This is a genomic window from Marinicellulosiphila megalodicopiae (assembly GCF_045862395.1).
GTDB classification, from domain to species: domain Bacteria; phylum Pseudomonadota; class Gammaproteobacteria; order Pseudomonadales; family Natronospirillaceae; genus Marinicellulosiphila; species Marinicellulosiphila megalodicopiae.
In genome coordinates this window covers 761,266-785,296 of record NZ_AP023087.1, presented here as the reverse complement: position 1 = coordinate 785,296, position 24,031 = coordinate 761,266, and the positions used below count along the sequence as shown (strand labels likewise).

General features: G+C 35.3%; 20 protein-coding genes. 11 read left to right on the top strand and 9 right to left on the bottom strand.

The window, feature by feature from the left end:
• The first annotated feature begins 13 nt into the window (after positions 1-13).
• Entirely contained in the window at positions 14-715 is a 702-nt protein-coding gene (locus TYM08_RS03265; protein ID WP_422381541.1) for a hypothetical protein, read from the top strand.
• Positions 716-1,030: 315 nt separating this feature from the next.
• Here TYM08_RS03265 and ltrA read toward each other — a convergent pair whose 3' ends face one another.
• From ltrA to TYM08_RS03240, 5 genes are all read right to left on the bottom strand, one after another.
• Complete coding sequence (gene ltrA, locus TYM08_RS03260) at positions 1,031-2,371, bottom strand: group II intron reverse transcriptase/maturase (protein WP_422379593.1); 1,341 nt, start codon at positions 2,369-2,371, stop codon at positions 1,031-1,033.
• Between the two features lie 511 nt (positions 2,372-2,882).
• A complete protein-coding gene (gene vapB, locus TYM08_RS03255; RefSeq protein ID WP_422381540.1) occupies positions 2,883-3,107 on the bottom strand; it encodes a type II toxin-antitoxin system VapB family antitoxin in 225 nt (74 codons plus the stop codon).
• 326 nt (positions 3,108-3,433) lie between these two features.
• Positions 3,434-4,018 (bottom strand): cytochrome c oxidase assembly factor Coa1 family protein, encoded by a 585-nt coding sequence (locus tag TYM08_RS03250; protein ID WP_422381539.1) that lies wholly within the window; start codon positions 4,016-4,018, stop codon positions 3,434-3,436.
• Positions 3,999-4,694 carry a hypothetical protein gene (locus tag TYM08_RS03245; RefSeq protein ID WP_422381538.1) on the bottom strand — a complete coding sequence of 232 codons (696 nt, stop codon included), beginning with the start codon at positions 4,692-4,694 and terminating at the stop codon, positions 3,999-4,001. The genes TYM08_RS03250 and TYM08_RS03245 overlap by 20 nt, the downstream gene beginning before the upstream one ends.
• A gap of 12 nt (positions 4,695-4,706) precedes the next feature.
• A complete protein-coding gene (locus tag TYM08_RS03240) occupies positions 4,707-5,033 on the bottom strand; it encodes a hypothetical protein (RefSeq protein ID WP_422381537.1) in 327 nt (108 codons plus the stop codon).
• A gap of 432 nt (positions 5,034-5,465) precedes the next feature.
• On the opposite strand from TYM08_RS03240, the gene TYM08_RS03235 reads away from it, so the two are divergent.
• The 3 genes from TYM08_RS03235 (at position 5,466) to TYM08_RS03225 (ending at position 6,606) form a co-directional block, all read left to right on the top strand.
• Positions 5,466-5,699 carry a hypothetical protein gene (locus TYM08_RS03235; protein WP_422381536.1) on the top strand — a complete coding sequence of 78 codons (234 nt, stop codon included), beginning with the start codon at positions 5,466-5,468 and terminating at the stop codon, positions 5,697-5,699.
• Between the two features lie 75 nt (positions 5,700-5,774).
• The gene (locus tag TYM08_RS03230; RefSeq protein WP_422381535.1) at positions 5,775-6,179 is read left to right on the top strand and encodes a hypothetical protein; all 405 of its coding nucleotides are present in this window, start codon (positions 5,775-5,777) and stop codon (positions 6,177-6,179) included.
• A gap of 55 nt (positions 6,180-6,234) precedes the next feature.
• Entirely contained in the window at positions 6,235-6,606 is a 372-nt protein-coding gene (locus TYM08_RS03225; protein WP_422381534.1) for a VOC family protein, read from the top strand.
• Positions 6,607-6,839: 233 nt separating this feature from the next.
• On the opposite strand, the gene TYM08_RS03220 is transcribed toward TYM08_RS03225, so the two are convergent.
• Positions 6,840-8,336, bottom strand: coding sequence for a leucine-rich repeat domain-containing protein (locus tag TYM08_RS03220; protein ID WP_422381533.1), 1,497 nt, complete (start codon positions 8,334-8,336; stop codon positions 6,840-6,842).
• Between the two features lie 154 nt (positions 8,337-8,490).
• On the opposite strand from TYM08_RS03220, the gene arsH reads away from it, so the two are divergent.
• The 7 genes from arsH (at position 8,491) to TYM08_RS03185 (ending at position 15,713) form a co-directional block, all read left to right on the top strand.
• Positions 8,491-9,204: an arsenical resistance protein ArsH gene (arsH, locus tag TYM08_RS03215; RefSeq protein WP_422381532.1), complete on the top strand. Its 714-nt coding sequence runs from the start codon at positions 8,491-8,493 to the stop codon at positions 9,202-9,204.
• The gene (locus TYM08_RS03210) at positions 9,204-9,611 is read left to right on the top strand and encodes a hypothetical protein (protein ID WP_422381531.1); all 408 of its coding nucleotides are present in this window, start codon (positions 9,204-9,206) and stop codon (positions 9,609-9,611) included. The genes arsH and TYM08_RS03210 overlap by 1 nt, the downstream gene beginning before the upstream one ends.
• 218 nt (positions 9,612-9,829) lie before the next feature.
• Complete coding sequence (locus tag TYM08_RS03205) at positions 9,830-12,220, top strand: DUF1592 domain-containing protein (protein ID WP_422381530.1); 2,391 nt, start codon at positions 9,830-9,832, stop codon at positions 12,218-12,220.
• A gap of 10 nt (positions 12,221-12,230) precedes the next feature.
• Complete coding sequence (locus TYM08_RS03200) at positions 12,231-13,457, top strand: DUF1552 domain-containing protein (RefSeq protein WP_422381529.1); 1,227 nt, start codon at positions 12,231-12,233, stop codon at positions 13,455-13,457.
• Positions 13,458-13,683: 226 nt separating this feature from the next.
• Positions 13,684-15,030, top strand: a complete 1,347-nt coding sequence (locus tag TYM08_RS03195; protein ID WP_422381528.1) for an NAD(P)/FAD-dependent oxidoreductase — start codon at positions 13,684-13,686, stop codon at positions 15,028-15,030.
• Positions 15,031-15,046: 16 nt separating this feature from the next.
• Positions 15,047-15,397 (top strand): GFA family protein, encoded by a 351-nt coding sequence (locus tag TYM08_RS03190; protein ID WP_422381527.1) that lies wholly within the window; start codon positions 15,047-15,049, stop codon positions 15,395-15,397.
• A 79-nt stretch (positions 15,398-15,476) separates the two neighbouring features.
• The gene (locus TYM08_RS03185) at positions 15,477-15,713 is read left to right on the top strand and encodes a DUF1059 domain-containing protein (protein WP_422381526.1); all 237 of its coding nucleotides are present in this window, start codon (positions 15,477-15,479) and stop codon (positions 15,711-15,713) included.
• 375 nt (positions 15,714-16,088) lie between these two features.
• Here TYM08_RS03185 and TYM08_RS03180 read toward each other — a convergent pair whose 3' ends face one another.
• The 3 genes from TYM08_RS03180 to TYM08_RS03170 all read right to left on the bottom strand — a co-directional run bounded on the left by TYM08_RS03180 (position 16,089) and on the right by TYM08_RS03170 (position 23,947).
• Complete coding sequence (locus tag TYM08_RS03180) at positions 16,089-19,448, bottom strand: PKD domain-containing protein (RefSeq protein ID WP_422381525.1); 3,360 nt, start codon at positions 19,446-19,448, stop codon at positions 16,089-16,091.
• A gap of 520 nt (positions 19,449-19,968) precedes the next feature.
• Positions 19,969-23,391: a WD40/YVTN/BNR-like repeat-containing protein gene (locus TYM08_RS03175; protein WP_422381524.1), complete on the bottom strand. Its 3,423-nt coding sequence runs from the start codon at positions 23,389-23,391 to the stop codon at positions 19,969-19,971.
• Positions 23,392-23,578: 187 nt separating this feature from the next.
• Positions 23,579-23,947 (bottom strand): hypothetical protein, encoded by a 369-nt coding sequence (locus TYM08_RS03170; protein WP_422381523.1) that lies wholly within the window; start codon positions 23,945-23,947, stop codon positions 23,579-23,581.
• Positions 23,948-24,031: the final 84 nt, after the last annotated feature.

Genomic DNA, 24,031 nt, shown 5'->3' with positions numbered 1-24,031 from the left:
TTAAGGTGATTTTATGATTATCGTTGCTCCAAAAGTAATTGCAGAAATTAATTTAAGCCACTCAATATATAAATCTTCGTTAAATTCCTTAATTTCCATCTATCAAGATAGCGAAAGAAACAGGGAGTTCAGAATAAGTGAAATTCACGAATTAATTGAGAAATGGAGTGAAGATAATCAAAAGTTAGAATCCGAGGGTTACATACCTTTTTGTGAAGAAACTTTTGATGATTTAAATCATTATCAATACCATGTCGATTATTTATTAATGAATTCACTATTTTTATCGGCTTTTTCTATGTTTGAAAACCACATGAAGAGAATAACGAATTGCTTTTCATCCTCAGAAAAAAATTTGATAAAACCAAATGACATCAAGGGAAGTGGTGAGATAGACACTTTCAGAAAATACATACACTTAGTGATAAACCTTGATTCTGCTAATTGCGACAAACATCAATGGAAAAATATCTTATCTTATAAAGCAATAAGAAATGCTGTAGTACATAACTCTTCAATTTTAAACAAAAACAAGAAAACTCAACTTAATAAAGTGATTGGCTATGATTTACTCAAAAAACACAATATTTGGTTTCGAGGTGACATATTATATTTCCGATTAAAAAACATTGATTTTTTAATTGATTTTATAGAATTAACCACCCAATATACTAGAAATATAATTGATGAATATCAATTGAAGAATAAGCCATAATAAAAAAGGTTCATGGGTATGGGTGTTTTGCTCTGTATCGCCATATGAATTTTGGGAAATATAACCTTCATGAGTTATCACTACTTCTATGTAATAAATTTTTAATATTTTGATCCATTAATTTACAAAAAATCAGGGTCCAAAAAATCAGCAAAAAATCAGGGTCAAATCTTGACTTCATACTTCACGATCTTCGAAGTGATGTCTGAAGTCAAATAGAGTAGAAGACAGCCACATCTAAAAAAACATGACAGCCTCCCCTCATCAAACCGTACGTGCGGTTCTCCCGCATACGGCTTTCCGATATCCTTCTTCTCAAGCATGCACAACTTTCCAACGCGGTTTTACTGGTGGCTGATACAACCCTAAATAACCGTACAAATACTGCCTTGGAAATTTATGATAACTCGCCCCTCTATTTCTCACCTTGTGTCTGTACCTTAGTTGGTGTCGCAGACTTTCTTCCATATAGTATCGGATCTTCTTTATTTTTCGATGACCGTAACCATAATAAAAATAATTGCACCAGCCTCTGACTGTTGCATTTAATTGTCTAACCACTTCATTTATCGGTACTGGATTCATCGCTCTTCGAGTGTAAAATTTAATCTTCTCACTTACTTTTTTCATCGATTTCTGTGACGGCTCAACCATCGGGAATACTTTTCCTGATTGTTTGCTTTTTGCCATTGAAATTTCAAAACCTAGAAAATTAAACTTCTCTTTTAGCGAATCTACCACTTCAGTTTTGTCTCCATTAAGTTGTAAATCTAATTTACCCAAAACTTGTGTTAACACTTTATATGATGCATCTGTTTCATTTTTACAAAGAATCACTAAATCGTCAGCGTATCGGACTATTTTCGCTTTTAATTTAAATGCTAAATTGTGTTTGTCCCATATTCTATCCAATACATCCAGATAGATATTGGCCAATAATGGCGAGATAACACCACCTTGAGGTGTGCCTAATTTACTTTTCTTACCACCTGCAATAACCGTTTGTTTTCCGCTCTTTTCTACTTTGATCACCACCGACTTTAACCATTGATTTAATAACGCTAATACTTTCTTATCAGAAACTCTCAGCGATACTAACTTCATGAGCTTAACGTGCGCGATGGTATCAAAGTATTTCGACAGGTCAGCATCAATCACTTGTGTATGTCCCGATCTTAACGATTGAGTAATACTGTTCATGGCTTGATGAGCCGATCGATTAGGACGAAATCCGTAACTGTTATTACTGAAGCCCGATTCAAAAATTGGTTCAATGACAATTTTAACAGCCATTTGGATGATTCGATCTTCAATATTCGGGATACCCAACGGACGAGTTTCGCCATTACCTTTCGGTATGTCGACACGTTTAATTGGACTGGATTGATAGGAATTAAATTTAAGCTTAGATTGTAAAATATTTAAGTAACGCCACTTTGATATTTCTCGTTCTATTGTTTCAAATGTCACCCGATCTAAACCAGGTTTGCCATTGTTTTTCTTAACAAGTTCGTAAGCATATTGCAGGACATCCAAACGATAAACCTTGTCATAGATTGAATAAAAGCAAAATGTGGATTGTTGTTTGGCTTTTTGAAATAGTTTCCTCTGAAGGTCACCGACTCGTTTTTTCAAACTGGAAGATGTTAATAGCATAATGCAATCATCTGAGCCTTTTCCTCTTTGGTTACATGAATAAAGTAGAGCCACTTCCCTTGGGTGTCGTTATGTTGTCGCTCACCCTCAAACGGTACTATTAGCCCCTCTGACTTCCAATAAAGCCCGTCATCATTTCGCTCTTCGCTTATAAATGACCGTTGATTCTGCAAAAATCACCTTATTGGATCTCCCGTCCTGCACAATGTATCTTCCACCACATACCACTCTTATAACCCCGAAGGACTCTTTCGTTCATGCTCATTAAACATGTTTGTGACTGTCTAAAAAAAAGACAGATCAGAAATCATATTTTTGATTGAAAGATGACAGCTTTCCCCTTCAAAACAGAGAGTCAGCGTCCTTATTTAGTTAACGAGGCTAAACAGATTCACTTGCGTTGCGGTCTGCGGTTTTGCCTTTGAAAAACTTACAGCATCCAATTACTTGAACACTGCTTTTCAGTGCTACCTAGGTGAATGAGTAATTCCTAGGACAGGACTTTAACCTGCTAGATATATTGCCGGTAACGGCGTACGTTTTGACCCCATTTCTTTTTGACCCCATTTCTTTCCTGCATAAAGAAACTGTCCCAGGTATTTTCTAACGGACAAAGAATACGATCTTTACCCACTCTTCGGACACTTACCTGCTTTATGTCATCATCAAAACGCATTTGCGCAGGTAACCGCACTGCTTGGGTTCGATTGTTTGTAAAAATACTGCCTTTAGCCATGATGGTTCCGCCTATCTGTTGTTGCAACACAATTGCTATATTCACCAAGTATGTACATTATTTCGAACTTGTTCCATTTATTCTTGTACATCATGAATATTGGCGGTTGATGAGCATGGATTGTGAGGTGACCATAATGATTTGTTGGTTTTTTTATGGCGGCTTGATTAGTCCTGATTTTGAAATTTTGTACAAAAAAAGGCTAATCTTTTTGGGATTAGCCTAAGTTTTACTTTGGGTGTCTGAGTTAGTTTCATTTTACTATTTTGCAGTATGCCTACCTATCTGATTCTTAAGTTTTCAGACACCCATGTTTCTTGTTATTTTTACTTTTTACAATTTCCATAATATTTAATAATTGAATCGTTATATTCTGCCTTGAGGCAAACAATTTTCCATTGCTTTGATTTAGTCGCGACAACATTTACATTCACATATCCTTTTTCACTTGTAGCTGTGTAGTATAGGTCAGCATCACCTTTTAAATTATTATATTGAATACTGCCAAGAACCATACCCGTGCTAAAACTGTTACCAATATTGTCCTTAAACTCTGGTGATGCTTCTAATAATTGTAATGACAATAAATAAGGGGCAGATTTCTTAAATAATAATAAAATAATAAAAAAGATCAGGGTAATAAATATTAAAATGATTGGAATTATAAACAAACTCGCAATATTCCATTTACGTTGAGATTTAAAAAATGCGTTCTCATTTTCCCATTTTTTATTTTCCCAAGCCCATTTATTTCCATGCTTTCCAAGCATAAACATATAATATATTCCATAAAATGGAATAAATATCTTAAAAGCGCTATACGTGTTATTGCTCAGCCCCCAAATCCAATTAAAGCAAAACGCGCCCCAATTCCATTGATCAAATCTACTTTTATCTTGTTGCGTTGTCATTCGTATACTCCTCAGTCAATGACCTTAATACACTAGTATTATTCTTCAATTTAATAGCTAAGTCGTCTGCCTGCTTTTCATTACCTAGTATTCTAAGAACTTTAATTTTATAAGCGATATGTGGGAAATCAAAATATGAAAAAGCAGGTTCACCTCTTTTTTCTCTTTTTTTATTGTATCCGTCAATAATAAGATCAATTGCATCGTATCTTATTAAGGCTTTTTGATAGTATTCAAGTTCAAACTCTAAATCCATTATCGCAATATTATCATTTATATTATTTTCACGTAAATATAAAACGGCCTTATTATATAGCGTCTCTAAGTCTCCTTTATCTACGTTTTCACCGTAATTCTTCATTTGAAGATCAGCCATTTTAGAATATATTAAGGATGCTTTTTTATTTAAAAAGTAGGCCTTAATTATATATTTATAAGCTTCTGAAAGATTGTCATATTCATAATACAAAGACGATAATTCATACTCAAACCTTCCGTCTTTATTTGCGTATTCAGAAGCTTCTTTTTCAAAATAATCAATGCCACTTTGTGGTGATTCAACCTCGGCAATTCTAATTGCTTCAATATTAATATTTAGAAAATCAACATTGATATCCCAGTTTGCTAATGATAAATTGGAAATTAACATTAACAAACCTACTATTAACTTTTTCATAATTTAACCTTCTTAATAATTATTGAAGTGCTTATTCTCAAAATAGTCATTCAAACCTTGCTCATATTTATTAATTTTATCAACTGCATCATTAATTGGTTTTACTACTGGTGTAATTGCTTTTTCATTTATTTTATCAGAAATAATTTTCAATTGCTCCACTGTACCTTCCTCAAGACCTGCCTCTATACCAACTTTTGCATATAGTCCAATTAATGCAGTCAACCCCAAGCCACCATATAGTTTTACTTTATTTTTTCCAACTTCAGTGCCACCTTCTGCTTTCGCACCGATACCAATAAAATTCGCATCCCCACCTGGACGATTATCCAGACACACATAGTTATTAAAACAAAAAATAACAAATATTCATAAAAATTAACGAAAGAACAAATAAATTCTTGGACTTATTCTGTGTGTCAGCATTAATGGTGGCATTAATGAGCGGTATTGGATTAAAAGGATCATAATTATTAGAGAAATCAGGGTCAAATATCGACTTCATACTTCACGATCTTCGAACTGATGTCGAAGTCAAGTTTTGATTAACCCCTACTTATCATTTTCTAAACGGACTAAAAATTTGGATATTGGGATCGCGCCCACCTCCAACCATTTTAGTGACGTGATATTCTAGGTTACCAGAGTCGGGCCCACCATAAACCAATTTGAGTTTGGCGAACACTACCCTCGTTTTGTTTTTTTCCACTTACATGATGTATTATGCATTCAATAATCCAAGTATCTTCCACATAGAAAAAGAGAAATAAAATGAAGAAATCAAATAGCAATGTCATTCCAATTGAGCCTGACACTCAAAAAGCATTAGAAGAAGTATTAAAATCTGGCGGCTCTGCCAAGGTGATGTTAGAAGGTAATGATACTGTATTTCTAATGACCAAGGCAGAGAAAGGTAATGATTACGATCTAACTCAAGTCACGGTTGAATTTTCAAACGAAGACATGCGCAGTGCTTTAGAAAAAATAAAACTGCAGATTAAGTAAAAACCCAGGATGTAGAGTAGGATTTTTTAAATCATTCTAGTCTCAAATTATGTATTTTTTGAAGTGTGATAATTTATGAGTTCGTTTTCATCAAAAGAATATTGCAAACCAAATTTTGATTCAACCGGGTGGGTTCTATTTTTATTAATTGCGACAAACTCACTATTATTACTTAATAAACCTCATTTTATTTCTTTCTTAATAGCCTTACATTATTTAAGAAGAAAATCCCCTGACTTTCATGAAAAATGTAAAATAACACTCAACGATAAAACATTTAAATATGAAATATTGAATTCAGATTACTCCACCACTATTGAATATCAAAAAGTGAATAAGGTAGTATCCTTTCAAGAAAGAGGCATTACTTTTGTTCGAATAGCTATGGAAAACAACTTTGAACTTACTTGTACAAATTTGAACAATAGTGAAGAGTTCATTAGATTAATTCTTATTCAAGCTGATTTATCATTCAATTAATTTACAATGTTCCAGTATCTATGTGTTAGACGCAACTCTTAAAAAAGGCAATATAATGAAAATAAACCGTTTATTAACAAATGTCTGCTCACAAAATTTGGAAGCATCCAAACAGTTTTATACTTCTTTGTTCAGCTTTAACGTTGATTACGACAGTGATTGGTTTGTGCATCTGATATCAGAAGGCAGAGAACTTGAATTAGGCATCATTGCTCAAGATCATGCTGTAGTTCCAGATCAAGTTAAAGGAAAAATTTTGGGAGTATACTTAACATTTGTTGTTGAAAACGTGGACAGTTGTTTCGAGCTATCTCAAAAATTAGGTTACGAAATTATTCAACAGCCTGAAATGACACCTTACGGTCAAAAACGTATGCTGCTTGTTGCACCTGAAGGCACTGTTTGTGATGTGTCTTCGCCAAGTTAGAAATGCATTTTTTGAAAAACGATATGATTTTTATGAAGGTTTAATCCCTTTTAGATGATAATGTAAGTCAAGAATTACTAAAGATTTACTAAGTCATCCATACCAATCCACTCTAAATGCCAAATCAATAACTTCAACTTGGCGATTATTGAATAAATAATCGCCATTTTCTATTTTAGATATAACATTTTACACAGATTCACAACACTGTGGATGTCTTAGTAAGATCGTCTTCAATTAACTTTCAATTCTTTCTTTAATTTAATATTACAACTGCTTTTAACAATTGGAGAATAATACAAACCAGAATCATCACAGTCTAAAGGATTGAATGTGATATTAAAATTTCTAATTACACCATTTTCCAAGCTAACTTGAGACATATATTTAACATTATTATTTCTCATATCTAACTCCTCAAGTGAGGTAAATTTATAAAACCAATCTACATCAGATATTGAGTTATTTTTAATATTCAATGATTTCACAGACTCGTAGGATCCAAATTCAGGTAATTTTTCTAAATTCAAATCAATTAAAGACACGACTTGCAATGCATGCTGATTCTTTAAAAAATCAAGCTCATTCAACTGTGAATTTCGTATTTTTAAATTCGTCAATTGAAATATAGAATTATTTAACCCATCTACGTTCACAATTTTAGAATTTATAATAATTAAATCCGTTAGGTTATAAAAATTAGATATCAACTTCACATCTAATTCTTCAATGTTTCTTAAATCTAATTGTTTTATATTTTTAAAATCTTTTAGAAAACTTAAATCTGCAGATGAATCTCTAAGTGTAAAAAAATTAAGATTTGTAAATCTTGCTAATGGAGATGTATCTATATTTTCTAACCAATTGCATTCAATTGAGGTAACTTTATCAATTATTACCACCTCGCCATTGTAATTAATGGTGCAATATTCAAAAATCGGAAAATCAGAAAGTAACTCATCATTTTCAAATTTTATGGGTTTGATTAATTCAAAATCACCAAGTAATTCTGTATCTGATGAGCATTTTTCATAATCTGAGTCGTATCCATTTTCTTCATAAATAATATTCAAATATTCATTTAAACATTCTGAATCCTGCTCTTTCATTTTAGTTATTTTAATACCACCCGTAACATCTAAGTTTATTAGATCCATTCCATTGACTGACTCAATACTAATATCAATTTCAGACTGTAATACAATATTTGAAATTTTATTTAATTTTGAATTAAACACATAAAACTCGCCATTTGTAGACATATCAAAACTAACAACTTGATATACGTATCCCTGATCTGACTTACCTAATTCTAAGAATAAAAATCCTTGATTATGATATTCATCAAACTGACTTTTCATTAACATGTCTTCAAAACTGTCATGTAAACGTAAATTGGTAAATCGATCTAAATTCATTTTTTCTAAATTATTAAATATTTTGCAATTACCTTTAATTATTCGCCCTTTATCTATTACACAGCTTTCAACTTTAACCGGAGTTTTTATAATTTGATCACTTTGAATATCTTGCTGGGTTTTATATTCGATCTCATCTTTTGATGCTCCTGAAGATTCCTTTGACTTAATACCTTGATCAATGCTCTTAGGCGGCTGCATTACCACGTCTTGTTTTTGAATTTGAATATCTGCAATATTTTTATTTAAGATAATCATGCTTATTACAGCTGCTATTATTAAAACAGTACCTACGTAGAATATTCGATTCATTATATTTCCTATTGAATTCATTCAGTCTGTGCCCTGACCTAGCATCGTTCAATAAGTTCTCATTTATCACATACTCGTATCCAACACATGATAAAAATTTAACTTTGCGTTAAAATATCAGGTTGAATAAATCATCAAATTATTAGGTCAGCACATGCCCCAAAACAACATGCCCAATATCGATCAAGAAGTGATTAAACCCATTGATCCAACACAGATACAACCCATATTTTCTACTCACAAACCCAAAATCCTTTTAATGTACGGAAGCTTAAGAGATCGCTCGTTCAGCCGTTTAGTTACTCAAGAATGCGCAAAAATTCTTGAATACTATGGGGCAGAATGTAAAACCTTTAATCCTTCAGGCTTGCCATTACCTGATGATTGCGATGCAGATCATCCAAAAGTTCAAGAGTTACGTGATTTGGTGACATGGTCTGAGGGTATGATTTGGTGCAGTCCTGAGCGTCATGGTGCCATGACCGGTGTGATGAAAAGCCAAATTGATTGGATTCCATTAGCGATTCAAGCGGTGCGCCCTACTCAGGGTAAAACTCTGGCTGTCATGCAAGTTTGCGGTGGCTCCCAGTCATTTAACGCAGTCAACCAATTACGTATTTTAGGTCGTTGGATGCGTATGCTAACTATTCCTAATCAGTCATCGGTGGCTAAAGCTTGGTTAGAATTTGATGACAATAATGCAATGAAACCCTCATCTTATTATGATCGTATTGTGGATGTGTGCGAAGAATTGGTGAAATTCACGCTATTGACTCGTGATAATAAAGAATATTTTGTTGATCGTTATTCAGAGCGCAAAGAAAATATGGAAGAATTTAGAAAACGTATTGATGAACGTAAAATATAATGATGACAGTTTATTTTTTTATAGGGTACTTAATTGTTTTTTCAATTATTGCTTTAGTGCATTTTACTCAGCCTAATTGGCTTAAGTTTATTGAGTTTTCTTTGAATGACCCAATGCCAATTGAAGGTGAGTATCTATCTGATTTCAAACTAAAAAAATTAACTTTTATTTTTAATTGGCTGTTAATTATTTTTGCAATTACAGCCAGTTTTTATTGCCTTCAAACCTATATCAGAACCCCTTATTTACATCATTTTTTATTATTGAGTTCGTTATTGTCTTTACTGATAAGTTGCTTAGCAATATTTGCAAACGTCGTTTTTTTAGTGTCATGGATTAGAACAAAATACATTGGCCCTGATCCAATTTGTGATTTTAAAGCGATTGAAAAATATTATGGTGAATAATCGTTTTGTATAAATTATTACAAAATGATTAATTCAGTAATCAAAAACTGTCATCTAAAATTAACAATGATAAATTTTATAATTATTTAAGAAAACTCCATCACATTTTTACAATCGAAATACATTAATTTTAGATTATTAATATATTGTTCGCCTCAACTTTTGTGCATGTTAACAACGAGCACAATTTAATTGCATGTAACATCTAGGAGAGTTTCATGGCTAAACGCCCTTTTAAGTCTATTATTCAATCAACATTACTAATTAGCAGTAGCTTATTATTACTTTCATGTGAGTTTGATGGCCCCCCTTCTGACTCAACTAACCATACTGATGACCCCCAAGCAGTAGTAGACACTCAAACTCAGACTATCGTTCAAGAATTAGATACAGATCAAGACTCTGTGATCGATCGTTTAGATGATGATGACGATAATGATGGCATTGTTGACGCCTTTGATGTTTTTCCTTTGGATCCATTAGAATCTAAAGATTATGATAATGATGGAATTGGTGATAACTCTGACGATGATTTAGATAATGACACATATAAAAACTCCGAAGATCGCTTTCCTTTAGATGTCAATGAGTGGGCCGATTTTGATAATGACGGCTTAGGTGACAATTCTGATCCAGATATTGATAATGACGGGACATTAAATGAAGATGACGTCAATTCATTTGACGCCATGCTTGCCCATGATATGGATAATGATGGTAAAGATGATTCAATCGATGATGATATTGATGGTGACGGCATTTTAAATATCCATGATGCCGATCCATTAAATGCACTGATTCAAGTGGATGCAGATAGCGATGGAATTGATGACAGCGTAGATGATTTTATTGATGTTGATGCGGATAATGTTGCAGATATAGACGATGCGTTTCCAAATGACAGCCAACGATCAAGTTGCGATTTACCCAATGACGCACCGGTTTATGGTCAACAACAAATGCGTTTATTACTTAGCCACGAATACATAAATAGTATTTCAGATATTTTAAATATTGACGTGGATAAAAGTCAGCTACCAAATGATCCAACTGTTTTCTACAATATAAAAACAGGTAATCAACAATCTGTGAACACCTCTAATTTGGATTTGTATATCAACTTAGCCAATAGCGTTACTGAGCAATTTTCATATGCTGCTTTTACAACAAACGAACACACTTTAGGTTGTTTAGAAAATCAAAATTGTAAAACACAATTTATTGATGAATTATTACCAAGAATATTTAGACGTGACATTAACATTGATGAACAAGCACGTTTTTCATACTTTTTTGATAACGCTGAATTTAACACTCAAGATAACCCTAAAGCAGGATTTGAATTAGCATTGCGTACGGCACTAACTTCTCCCAATTTTTTATTCCGTTTTGAAATAGGTAAGCCAATTGCAAATGAAGACAATAAATTTGAATTAACGACTTTTGAAATGGCGAGTTTTTTATCTTATACCTATACAGGTAGCACACCTGATGATGAATTATTAATCGCTGCAAAAAATAATGCATTACAAACAGATGCACAGATTTTAGTTCAAATTGAACGTTTATTAGAAACCGATAGAGCACAAATTCAAATGGGAGAATTTGCTGCACAGTGGATGGGCAGTGAGGGAGTATTACACTCACAAAAAGACTTAGATTTATTTCCGAATTTTGATGACACTGTCAAAGCGTCGATGAATCAACAAACTAAAGAAATATTTAAAGATGCATTTTTCACTCAGCATCGTACGTTTGAAGACTTATACGACACTAACTTTGCCATGATGGACCAAGTGTTGTTAGATTTTTATTCAGCAAGTGTGGATGGTGATGCAATCTCAGACGAAACATTTTCCAGAGTGTTTTTACCCGAATATGCAGGTCTAACTGCATCAAGTGCATTTTTAACTCAAAATGCTCAACACGATGAATCATCCATTTTAAAACGCGGTGCGTTCATACGTGAAAATATGTTGTGCCAAAATCTTCCACTTTTTCCTACTGATATAGATTTAGGCCCGATACGCGAAGTGCAAGCGCAAAAAGTGGAAGACATAACAAAAGAGACCCAAGGGTATATTAGCCCTGCTCACTTAACGTTTATCAACATAGAACCAGATGCTTGCCAAGGCTGCCATGAAACGATTATTGCTCCTTTAGGATTAGGTCTTGAAGATTACGATGCTGTGGGAAAACTTCGTGACACTTACGCAAATGGTATACCTGTCGACTTTATGGGTTTTGATGAAACTGACGAATACCATAAATCTGCACTATATGGCAGTGATAATATTTATGAAAAAAATGATCCAATCTTTTTTGAAGGCGCTAAAGAGTTAGGTGACATTTTAGCAAAAAGTGAAACAGCTAAAGCCTGTTATACAGAAATGGCATTTAGATTCACAATGGGACACGGCATTCAAAATAATGATTATTATGGATATCATGATGTTTATACCGACGAACAAAAATTAAGTAACACCTGTGTAAAAAATAAAATGTTAAGCACCATGCAAGATAACAATGACAGTTTAAAATTTGCATTCATTCAATTAGGTTTGTCGGACTTAGTTCGATTGCGTACTCATTACACAGCTGAGCAATAGGAGACGGATTATGAAAAATTTAAAAACAAAACAACAGGTACAAAGACGCAATTTTCTAAAAGCCAGTGCTGGTGTTGCAACTATGCCAACAAGTGCTATTGGTTTAAATGTATTATCAACTCAAGCAATGGCAGCTACTGACTCACCTATTAAGCGTGTCGTGTTTGTGTATGTACCTTTTGGTGCATATCCAGGAACACACCTTTTCAATAATGATAGTGAATTACAAGAAGGCTGTGAGCCATTAGAGAACCACAAAGACAATATTATATTTTTTGAAGGTTGTGATTCAAATGTTTCAACATACCAAACTAATGGTATTTTAGGTTTAAGAGATAGAAGTAAGACTCTAGATGTGGCTTTAGGTGAGGCATTTGAAAATGAAAGTCTTATTCCTTCTATCCAATTAGGAGTAGAAACTTCAACAACGAGTATTTCATATAATAACAACCAAGTTGTGCCCCAACAGAACAATCCAGTCAACGCTTATAACGATATTATTAGTGCAACAGGAAATAACCTTCTGTCGCAAGATTATAAAAAAATTGTGAGCCCATTAGAGTACAACCTTGAAGAGTTAGCTAAAATTAAACAAACGATTAGTCATGATTCAAAAAAAGTCCAACGCATAGAAGATTTTGAAACTGCCATTCAAAAAATTAAAAAACAAAATCAAAATATGCCAGGGGTTTTGTGCTCAAATGAAACTCAAAATATTTACGATTGGAATGGTGAAATTTCTAATAATTTTACATTAATATCTAATATGCATTGCGACACAATTGCCACTGCATTTAAATGTAATATTACAAAAATAGCGACTCTTCAACTAAGTAATCCTGATACATCGACCCAGTCTACCATTCCAGATTTTGAAGGGGTTGGCTTTTATGAAATGACTCATTATGGTAAAGATAAATATATAACTTACTCTCGTTATTGTAATGAACGTATTGCATATTTAATCGACAATCTTAAAAACACTACTGATGAAAACGGACAGCCATTATTAGATTCAACGTTGGTTTTAAAAGTAACAGACTTTGGTAATGCCGATGCTCATGATCCGAGCAATGCTCCTTTTATGATGGCCGCTGGTAACAATATTTTTGACGGTGGGCGTAATGTATCAGCAAAAGATAACTACGAATTATTAGACACCATTACCCAAGCACTTGGTTTGAGTGATCAAATTGGAATGTTTGGCACAAGCACTGTTGATGGTTTATTTAAGTAAATTCAAGGAGCCTCTGATTAACTAAGAAAAATCTTAGCTTTTAAGAGTCTCCTTAAAACTGTCATTTATAAAGGCTAATTTTTATTAGCCTTTTTTATTAGCCTTTTTTATTGTATGTCTATAAAAATTATAAGCTAACTAATTATTAATTAATTGAAAAACTACCGATTAATCATTGCGACTTTCTTTATAACATTGATAATAGAGTTATTTTGGGAGTATTCACATGAAAATAGTTGTCATTGGCGGAGGCGCCGGCGGGCTTGAATTAGCCAGTAAATTAGGTAAAAAACGAAAACAACGTAATTTTCGTGATCATGTCGAGATCACGTTAATTGATCAAAATAACACCCATCTTTGGAAGCCATTATTACACGAAGTCGCTACAGGCGCTCTGGATTCCGGTATTGATGCGGTCTCATATAGGGCTCAAGGTCATTATTGTGGTTTTGATTTTCAACTTGGTAAAGTAATTAATATTAATCGCGATACTCGCCAGATTGAATTAGCCCCCCTTTTAAACTCAGACGACGAAGTCATTTTACAAACTCGATTTGTGCCCTACGATTATGTGGTTTTTGCTTTAGGCAGTATTACTAATGACTTTAATGTAGAAGGCATCAGTGAAAATTGTATTTTTTTAGACAAACCCTCACAAGCGATGCGTTTTCATACTGAGTTATTAGAGTCTTTATTAGCGTTAGATGAAACACTAAAAACCGAACCAAATTCTAAATTAACTATTTCAATAGTTGGCGCTGGCGCTACTGGGGTTGAACTCAGTGCTGAATTATATAACGCGGTGGATGTCCTAAAAGTTTACGGATTAAGTCGATTAACCGCAGCGCATTTAAAGGTGAATTTAATTGAAGCTGGTCCGCGTATTTTACCAGCATTACCTGATCGTATTAGTTTAAACGCTACTCACGAATTATCATCTTTAGGTGTCAATGTGTTAACTAATACAAAAGTTGTAAAAGGCTTGCCAGATGGTTTTTTACAAGACAACGACGAGTTAATTCAAAGTGATATGATGGTTTGGGCAGCAGGTGTAAAAGTACCTGATTTTATGAATAACATTGCAGGCTTACAAACCAATCGTATTAATCAATTAATGGTAAAACCCAGCTTACAAACATTAGATGACGATCGTGTTTTTGCCATTGGCGATTGCGCAAGTTTGCCACTTAATCCTGATGAAGCCATACCTGAAAATGGCCGCCAAAAAATGGTGCCGCCTACCGCACAAGCAGCTCATCAAATGGCAAGCGTCACTTATAAAAACTTAGTGTCATTAATGAAAAATAAAATGCCTTTAAGTGAAAATTTAAAACCATTTAAATATAAAGATTATGGATCATTAGTGAGCTTAAGCCATTATTCAACCGTTGGTAGTTTAATGGGTGGGCTAACTAAAGGTTCGATGATGATTGAAGGTCGCATTGCACGCATTATGTACATCAGTTTATATCGATTACATCAATTGGCTTTATTTGGTTTTTTCAAAATGGTATTGATTACAATTTCTGGGCGTATCAATAAAGTGATTCGTCCAAGATTAAAATTACATTAAATTTACGAGACAAATCATGATTTACAAAGGCAGTTGCCATTGCGCTAAAATTCAATTTGAATTTACAAGCCCACTGATTGAAAACGGCACTCGCTGTAATTGTACTATTTGTGTTCGTAAAGGCGCGCTTATGACCGAATTCACATTGGCGCCAAAGGATATAAATATTTCAATTAAAGATAATGCTTTGTCCACATATACTTTTGCCAGTCATGTGGCTAAACATCATTTCTGTAATAATTGTGGTGTATATACTTTTCATCAATCAATGAAAGAAATTGGGTATTATCGAATTAATTTAGGTTGTGTGGAAACAATTGATACTTCAACCTTACCATTTAGTATTTATGATGGTGCGTCAATTTAAACTTTTTTTATGGTTGTGAATCAGACTCAAAGATGAGAGAGTATTTATACTTTTAACGTTTAAAAACAGGGGAATTTAAATGAAAACAATGACATGTAAGCAACTTGGCGGGGCATGCGATTTAGAAATTAGCGCAAACACATTTGAAGAGATGGCAAACTTAAGTCGTGCTCACGGGATGGAAATGTTTCAAAAATCTGACGAAGCGCATTTAACTGCGATGAATGACATGAAACATTTAATGACTGATCCGATTGCTATGCAAAAATGGATGGACGAACGTAAAGCAGATTTTGAAGCAGCGCCTGATGTTTGATGTTTGATGTTTGATGTTTGATGTTTGATGTTTGATGTTTAAAAGCAAAAAACCGATTTAACAATCGGTTTTTTTCGTGTGGAATAAATGTTTATAAGCAATCGTTATCACGCTGATAACCATGACCATCAATCGCTAGGGATATTCAAGTAAATATACTCTGTCTAGCAGTTAAGCCGACATGATTTTTTGGACATTGTATTCGTTTAACTTAAGCCCTCTTTGTCTTCAACAATTTACCCAACGATTTTAGCGATAATCGTTAAACCAAAAGTTAAAAACCACGCAGAGTTTTTAGTTATCTTTGCGTTTAAGAGCAGCCAAAATTCAAGGGAAAATTCTGGCTGCTACAGGCTTCATATTTGCTGCGGCTGATTACTTGTTATAAAGAATGCCTCGGCCAACACCAGCAAAATACACGCGACCGTAAACTTTGTTGTCTGCGGCAAGTCGTTCAATGCCACCATACTGATGGTTATCGTCGTTGATGCGCACCCAATTCACGCCCATATCATCGGAGCGATACACGCCCCATTGATTATTTATTACACCCACCACATAAACGGCAGCTGAGTAACTAGAGCCATTGGCGGCTTTACCTACGGCAATGGCTGAAGCTCCGTATATATCCGGCCATTGGTTTGAGCTGTATACAGATGCCGTCACATCAAGTTTGTTCCAAGTCGCCCCAGAATCTAGGGAATGGAACACGCTGTGACCATCAACAAGCCAGATATCACCTTCAGCATTTGGATTAACGGCAATGGATGTGTGAGCCCAGTCGTTGGCACTTAAATCCAGATTAGGGTCTGTACTTTTGCTAAAGGTTTTACCGCTATCTGTTGAATAGTAGAAATTTCCAGGTGTTCCCCACCAAGATGCACCGTAGTCATAGGCATACACCTTGTTCGGGTTCTGGCGATCCGCTGCTACATGGTAACCGCCGACTGCATTACTCACTGGAGCCACTACTGGCAGCCCCGTTGCTTGCCAAGTGCTCCCGCTATCTGTTGAGTAATAAGGCTTTGAGTTGGCTACTGACCAAATAATATTATCAGGCGAGGTCACCGCGATATTATTTGCATTATCTAACCCACCTGCACTGGGATTGACACCTTGAGGCATTGAGCCAAAAACAGACCAAGTCAAGCCGTTGTCTCGTGAATAACGCGCCGCAGGGGTGTTGTTAAATGCCCAGTGTCTCGTACCAATAGTCGCTATGTACGACGGATCAGACCAAGCCATATCTCCACTAATACCGTTAGCAAACTTCAGATCGCCGCTTGGTGTACGCGTTGGCTCTTGGGTTAAATTTGTATGTACCCAGGTCCCGATATCGCCCGATGCGTTCAACAATGCGTAAGAAGCGCTTGGCGGTGGCGTGGTCAGATTAAGGGTGGCGGTTTCTTCAAGATTTTCCACCATTTTATGCCAGCTCGGATTAGCATCAGTTGCGTTGTAGGTCTCCCAAGGCCCGCCACCGGTCACGTGCATAATGTGATCTGGATTAAAAGGGTTGATCTCCACGTCATCAATCCAGCCCGAAACATCTTCGTTAGGTGTATGAGGTTTACCGTTGGAAATCTCTCTCCAATTCGCACCGCCATCTTCAGACAGTTCAAGCACGGGTTTACCTGCCCATGTACCCCAAGTACCACTAATGCCCAGTGCGATTTTAGTATTGTTTCCCGAGCCATAAACAGAAAGACCAGCATACCCAGCATCTATGCCAGAACCCGGATTCATTTGGCGTAATAAATCCCAATTGTTGCCATCATAGCGGTAAAGACGTGCGGGGCCAGAAGCGCCTGGGCCCATGCCGCCGGTGAAAATAAAATAGAGTTTGCCATCATCTGAGCGCACCACATGTGGAATATAATAATCAGTATTGTCATTATCCAGAGGCGTCGAGACCCCTTCCCAAGTCGCTCCGCCATTTGTAGATCGATAAACCATTTTGTCTAGACCTGCGGCACTGGCGTATTTAGGGCCGACACCAACGTAAATAGTTTGGGTTGCTGAACCCGTCCCTTTAGTGTTTGTATCAAAAACCACAAACTCAATTCCCGCAGGGATGGCATCCCCCCAGTTAACTGTCATCTTGGCAGTAGACAGGCTGCTCACCTGTGTCCAGTTCTGACCGCTATTTGTTGATTTCCACAATCCAGCAGTGCGTGAACCATAAAATAGTGTCGATGGATTATTAGGATCAACCATCATGCGCTCACCAATAGCACGGCCGTCATTATTAGCACCTACCGGGAAGGGTAAATCCGCATGTGTCCAGCTGTCACCCTGATCAGATGATATATAGAGGCGTCCATTACCATTTTGGACATACAACCCAGTACTCATGTAGAGCATCGCTGCATTGTTAGGATCAAGCGCAACACTTTCTGCACCGATATAGCCACCTTCTGTCACATCAAAACTGTCAGTAACGGCGTGCCATCCCACAATTTCTTTATCCCAACGGTAAAGACCACCAATATCGGTGCGAGCATAGTAAACATCTGGAACTACCGGATGGAAAATCACACCAGGTGTATAACCATGCCCACCAATTTTTACATTGGTCCAATTATTTTCCACCGTTTGATTGACCACCTTCACATCAAAGCTCATGGTTGCAGAATTTTGTGCATCATCGGTCACAGTTAATTCAACAGTAAATGTACCGATTGAATCAAATTGATAACTAAATTGCTCGCCTGTTTGATTGCTAAGTGTCCAGTTATATTGAAGTTGCCCATTTTCAGGATCGTTTACAACGGGTGTAACTGAATAGGTTTCGCCGATTGTGATTTCAATATTATTAACCTGCGAAATAGTAGGTGCCTGATTCACAACTGCATCCACCACAGTCACATTAAAACTCATGGTCTGAGTATTTTGTGCATCATCGGTCACGGTTAATTCAACTGGAAATATACCTGTTGAATTAAATTGATGACTAAATTGAGCGCTTGTTTGATCAGCTTGACCATTAACTGTCCAGCTATATTGTAGCTGTCCATTTTCAGGATCATTCACATTAGGGGTTACTGAAAACGTATCACCTTTTGTAATTTCAACATCAGTAATTTGTTCAATAATTGGTTTTTGATTTTGATTCGGTGCGTACACAGTGATATTGAATTCTTCACTAGCTTGATTGCCTTGTGCATCTTTTACAGTCAAGATAATTGAAAATTCACCTGAGTTTGAAGAGGCATAATGCAAGGTCGATTCATTTGATATTTCTTGACCTTCGTACATCCATGAATACGATAATTGTCCTCCTTCAGGATCTGAAGCATCGGCAGAAATACTTATAGTTTCATCAATTAAAACATTAACATCATTGATAGAAGTAATCATTGGCGATAAATTAATCGCTTCAGATGAAACAACAACGACCATATTTTTTGTTGTGCTTGTTTGATTATCATACACAGTTAAAACAACGTCATAACTGCCTGGTTGCGAAAATTGATATTGCAAAGTTTCCGAGTTAAATGATTCTCCATTTATAGTCCAAACATAGGATAAAGTATCGCCTTGCTCATCATAAATTAATGGCGTTAAATTTATCGTTTGCCCAACGGTTGCTTCAATATTATTTAAATTCGCGACAATTGGTGCGGTATTTAGTTGAGTGTTTGTATTTGTGTCAGTAGTATTTTTTGAATCAATACAACTGGTTGTCGTGGCAATAACAATGGCATTTAACAAATAAAGTTTTGAAAATTTCATGGAGATCTCGCGAAAAAAGAATTTGGCGCGAGTATAGAAATCAGCGTCGCAAACAGCAAAAAAGAAATGTTGGATTGAGATCTGCATCCGTAAAAAAAATGAATTTACCTAAGGCAATGAAATTAATACTATATGTTAATCGTTTACATTAAAAATATAAGTGATTATATAAATTGTAAATATTCGATGCTACGGATTCAGGTTAAAATCATTCTTTATATAAAAACCTAAGGACGGCACAAAAACGAATTAATATAAAAAACACATTAAAGGAATCTCTGATTTAGAAAGATGAATTTTTTATATCATATTCGATATTTAGAAAGAGCCAACCAAATAACAATAAAGCACTAAAAAAACTTTAACGCAGCGCAATAAACAAAACGATTTAAGACTAATTTTAACTATCAAATACACTTTTATAAGCCATGTTGCCCGTTTTTTTCGGGATTATAGAGATATAAAAAAACCGATTTTTAAATCGGTTTTTTTCGTTTTATGTTTTATGTTTTATGTTTTATTACAAACAATCTCCGTCATTATCACGCTGGCAACCTTGATCACCATAAATAATCCCTCGTCCGCCTAATGCAATAAATAAACGACCAAAAATAGTTTGACTAGCGGTTAAGTCAGAATGATTTTGTGCCCACTGGGTGTCGTTATCATTTATTTGTGTCCAGTTTACACCTTCATCTTGGGATCTAAATATTCCATTTACACCATCTATAATGCCCCAAATATAAACGGTAGGATAATCACCTGTTATTTCAGGTGCGCCAATCGCAACATTAAATGCAGTTGTTACACCCGATATTTTATTGAAGCTTGTTCCGCTATTAATTGAGCGATATAAACCGTGAGTATAATTTGCTAACCATAAATCCCCTTCTTTATTATAAACAGATTTCACTTCAGGTTGAGGGGCTAAATAATTAGGAATACCCGTTAAATTTAATGCAGTACTACTAAAAGAGCTGGCTGCATTAGTAGAGTAATACATAATTTGTGTAGCAGGATCAAAGGCATAAAATTTATTGCTATTCACACGATCTGCAACAGGTTTTAAACCTGACACCGACAAACCATTTACAGCTGCCCAGCTTTGTCCATCATTGGCAGAATACGCCATTGTCGCATTTTGACTGCCCCAAACAATCGTGCTGCCATTTGCTGAAATAGCAATATTGCCGCTTAAATCATTATCTGCCACACCACTAGGTTTGGTTGCAAAAGCATTCCATGTTGAGCCACCATCAGTAGATAACGCACCTTTATTATGATTGTTATTATCATAAGCCATCACGATTTTGTCTGGTGAATTTTGTGCAAAATCAATGGAGCGTGTTGTGCCTGGGTGTGAATTATTTACTAAATGACGACCAGCTGGTGGTGATACATTTAAATCATCGTGCCTAAAACCATCAATATCACCCAACGCAGAAACCAATGGCGCACCGCCTGGAGGACTGATTAAATCTAAAGGCGCGGTTTCTTCGATGCCGTCATTTTCAAAGCTCCATGTTGTAAATTCTGAATTATTTGCTGTGGTATTGGTTAATAATCCGGACACATCAAAACTCATGTATATCCCCATACCACTCACAACCATCGCTTCGTTATGATCAACAGGATTAAAACGCACTTTTGCAGGCCAGTGTAAATGACTCTCATCTGCGTAAGGTGCTTTATCACCAGTAATGGCTGCTTTATTTAAGCTATTTCCCCAAGTACTTGCATAGTTATAACTATTAAATGTGGATGTCCAATTACTGCCGCCGTCTTCTGTGAAATAAATTTCATCCATCGGATACCAACGTCCAATGGTACTGATCATTACAATATTTGGATTAACTGAACTGACATCTACACTTGCAAATCCGCCTTGTAAATTTGCAGAACCGGCTGGAGTGATGTCTGTCCAGTTATTATTTGCTGCATTAAATTTAAATACCGCACCATTTGTTGGATTCCAATAAGCTGCATCTAAAGATTTATCACCATCAGGTGTGACTGTATTACTGAAAACAAAATAAAAACTATTTCCATTTCGTGCCATTCCCATGGGCACTGTCACATTTGACGGATTATCCATATCAAACGATTTTGCAGCCATTTGGGCTGGATGGTTAATTAATTTTGACCAAGTTTGTCCTGCATCGGTTGAACGATATACGCCGACATTTCCACCGTTATAAATATAATCTGCGACACCTACATAAATAATTGGTGTCGATGATCCATTGGCACCTGACTGATCGTCGTATTCAACAAAGGTAATATATGAAGCATTTAAACTGGACACTTTATTCCAGCTTGCACCAGAGTCAGTACTTTTAAATAGGCCATCTTTTTTAGAACCTAATAATAATTCATTGGGTTTATTTGGATCTACTTGCAAAAATTCGCCATTGCCACGACCTGGATTATTTCCGCCTAATTTCACAGGAGCCGCTGCTACTTTTGTCCAACTATCACCTTTATCATTTGATGAAAAAATTGAGCCGACTTGTCCCCAATCTGCACTATAAAGCCCGGTTGCCATATATACTTTATTAGCATCCGATGGATCAGCCGCCACACTCCACACACCCCAGTCATTACCATTAGTGAAAGAGTCGTTTAATGGAATCCAAGTTTTATTGGGTGCATTCCAACGATAAATACCGCCAATATCTGTACGGGCATATAAAATACTTGGATCGGCTTTGCTGTAAATTAAACCCGAAACAAAACCACCCCCTTTAATCACAACAGGATTCCAAACATAACCATCGGCATTTGGAATGGGGGTTTCATTTACATAAACATCAAAGTCAATTTGAGAAGTATTCAATCCATCTGACACATTTAACTCAATAGTAAATTGACCAGCAGAAACAAACTGATAATTAATTGGATTAGTCGTTGCAATAATTTGGTTATTTAATTTCCATTCAAATTCTAAATCGTCATTTTCGTTATCATTGACGATCGCTGTAATATTTATATTTTCATTTTCAAAAATATTTACATCATTTATTGCAGTAATTTCGGGAGCTTGATTAACAGGTAAAGCTACGACATTCACAACAAAACTCATCGTACTTTTATTTTGTGCATCATCAATAACCGTCAATTCAACAGTGACCATTCCAATTGTATTAAACTGATAATTAAATTGCTGAGTGTTTTGATTACTGACTGTCCAGCTATATTGTAGCTGTCCATTTTCAGGATCATTCACATTAGGGGTTATGGTCAGAGTTTCACCAATTGTGATTTCTCTATCAGCAATTTGTTCAATAATTGGTTTTTGATTTTGATTCGGTGCGTACACAGTGATATTAAATTCTTCACTAGCTTGATTGCCTTGTGCATCTTTTACAGTCAAGACAATTGAAAATTCACCTGAGTTTGAAGAGGCATAATGCAAGGTCGATTCATTTGATAATTCTTGACCTTCGTACATCCATGAATACGATAATTGTCCTCCTTCAGGATCTGAAGCATCGGCAGAAATACTTATAGTTTCATCAATTAAAACATTAACATCATTGATAGAAGTAATCATTGGCGATAAATTAATCGCTTCAGATGAAACAACAACGACCATATTTTTTGTTGTGCTTGTTTGATTATCATACACAGTTAAAACAACGTCATAACTGCCTGGTTGCGAAAATTGATATTGCAAAGTTTCCGAGTTAAATGATTCTCCATTTATAGTCCAAACATAGGATAAAGTATCGCCTTGCTCATCATAAATTAATGGCGTTAAATTTATCGTTTGCCCAACGGTTGCTTCAATATTATTTAAATTCGCGACAATTGGTGCGGTATTTAGTTGAGTGTTTGTATTTGTGTTAGTAGTATTTTTTGAATCAATACAACTGGTTGTCGTGGCAATAACAGTCGTGGCAATAACAATGGCATTTAACAAATAAAATTTTGAAAATTTCATGAAGATCTCGCGAAAAAAGAATTTGGCACGAGTATAGAAATCAGCGTCGCAAACAGCAAAATAGAAATGTTGGATTGAGATCTGTATCAGTAAAAACGTGAATTTACCTCACTTAGTGAAATTAACACCTTAAGTTAAGCGCTTACATTAAATATTTAGTTATTTTATAAAATTACAAATATTTACATTAAAACCATGCTTTATACAAAATGGTCAGCACAATCCCAAACACAGACCAAGATAAAACGCACATTAAAAAATGCACAAAAAGCGGGGAATCTTTTCTGTCATATTCGATATAACGAAAAAGCCACACAAATGACAACAGAATACTTGAAACAAAACTTAAAGGTAAAGCAATGAACAAACCGATTTGAGACCAGTTTTGACTGGCAAACACACCTTTATAAGTCATGACGCCAGTTTGCCACTCGGGTTTAGCAAGATGCAAAAAAACCAATGCAGCCAGAATAAATCCACTGGATAACAACGATAAAATTCTAGAAACTTTCAGCATTTTTCTATGGGTATTATTAAGTTGGCCTTGCTTTAACATGATTGACTTTACCTTTTATTATCCTAATAAAAGTATAGCTGCTGTGATCATAGACAGCATAAAAATTCCCACATGCAAAAAAAA

Excerpts from the sequence above, each read along its gene's own strand:
- TYM08_RS03245 (WP_422381538.1), bottom strand. The coding sequence starts at position 4,694 with ATGAAAAAGTTAATAGTAGGTTTGTTAATGTTAATTTCCAATTTATCA.
- TYM08_RS03175 (WP_422381524.1), bottom strand. The coding sequence starts at position 23,391 with ATGAAATTTTCAAAATTTTATTTGTTAAATGCCATTGTTATTGCCACG.
- TYM08_RS03200 (WP_422381529.1), top strand. The coding sequence starts at position 12,231 with ATGAAAAATTTAAAAACAAAACAACAGGTACAAAGACGCAATTTTCTA.
- vapB (WP_422381540.1), bottom strand. The coding sequence starts at position 3,107 with ATGGCTAAAGGCAGTATTTTTACAAACAATCGAACCCAAGCAGTGCGG.
- TYM08_RS03220 (WP_422381533.1), bottom strand. The coding sequence starts at position 8,336 with ATGAATCGAATATTCTACGTAGGTACTGTTTTAATAATAGCAGCTGTA.
- TYM08_RS03250 (WP_422381539.1), bottom strand. The coding sequence starts at position 4,018 with ATGACAACGCAACAAGATAAAAGTAGATTTGATCAATGGAATTGGGGC.
- TYM08_RS03195 (WP_422381528.1), top strand. The coding sequence starts at position 13,684 with ATGAAAATAGTTGTCATTGGCGGAGGCGCCGGCGGGCTTGAATTAGCC.
- TYM08_RS03235 (WP_422381536.1), top strand. The coding sequence starts at position 5,466 with ATGAAGAAATCAAATAGCAATGTCATTCCAATTGAGCCTGACACTCAA.
- arsH (WP_422381532.1), top strand. The coding sequence starts at position 8,491 with ATGCCCCAAAACAACATGCCCAATATCGATCAAGAAGTGATTAAACCC.
- TYM08_RS03185 (WP_422381526.1), top strand. The coding sequence starts at position 15,477 with ATGAAAACAATGACATGTAAGCAACTTGGCGGGGCATGCGATTTAGAA.
- TYM08_RS03210 (WP_422381531.1), top strand. The coding sequence starts at position 9,204 with ATGATGACAGTTTATTTTTTTATAGGGTACTTAATTGTTTTTTCAATT.
- TYM08_RS03170 (WP_422381523.1), bottom strand. The coding sequence starts at position 23,947 with ATGTTAAAGCAAGGCCAACTTAATAATACCCATAGAAAAATGCTGAAA.
- TYM08_RS03265 (WP_422381541.1), top strand. The coding sequence starts at position 14 with ATGATTATCGTTGCTCCAAAAGTAATTGCAGAAATTAATTTAAGCCAC.
- TYM08_RS03230 (WP_422381535.1), top strand. The coding sequence starts at position 5,775 with ATGAGTTCGTTTTCATCAAAAGAATATTGCAAACCAAATTTTGATTCA.
- TYM08_RS03205 (WP_422381530.1), top strand. The coding sequence starts at position 9,830 with ATGGCTAAACGCCCTTTTAAGTCTATTATTCAATCAACATTACTAATT.
- TYM08_RS03225 (WP_422381534.1), top strand. The coding sequence starts at position 6,235 with ATGAAAATAAACCGTTTATTAACAAATGTCTGCTCACAAAATTTGGAA.
- TYM08_RS03180 (WP_422381525.1), bottom strand. The coding sequence starts at position 19,448 with ATGAAATTTTCAAAACTTTATTTGTTAAATGCCATTGTTATTGCCACG.
- TYM08_RS03190 (WP_422381527.1), top strand. The coding sequence starts at position 15,047 with ATGATTTACAAAGGCAGTTGCCATTGCGCTAAAATTCAATTTGAATTT.
- ltrA (WP_422379593.1), bottom strand. The coding sequence starts at position 2,371 with ATGCTATTAACATCTTCCAGTTTGAAAAAACGAGTCGGTGACCTTCAG.